The organism is Roseomonas sp. SRI_022 (assembly GCF_057586215.1).
In genome coordinates, this window is the sequence record NZ_JBYCZL010000067.1 from 1 (window position 1) to 282 (window position 282).

Here is a 282-nt window from a genome sequence, read left to right on the forward strand (position 1 = left end):
GTTCGACCGGGTGTTTGATCTGCTACAGAACGCCACGAGGGCCGACCAGCTAGAGAACTACCCCCCCTACGATATCGAGCGCACAGGCGACGACTCATACCGGGTCACCTTGGCTGTTGCAGGGTTTGCAGCAGATGAACTGTCGGTAACATCCGAGCGCAATCTCCTGTTCATCAGCGGAGAGCGCCGCGAGCCCGACAACCGGCAGCGGGAATTCTTGCACCGCGGCATTGGCGCCCGCGCCTTCGAACGTCGGTTCCAGATCGCGGACTACGTGAAGGT

The 282-nt window shown here is 61.0% G+C and carries 1 protein-coding gene; it reads left to right on the top strand.

The window, feature by feature from the left end:
- A partial coding sequence (locus AC2YHJ_RS27875; RefSeq protein WP_487399451.1) for an Hsp20 family protein occupies nt 1-282 on the top strand: 282 nt, incomplete at both ends.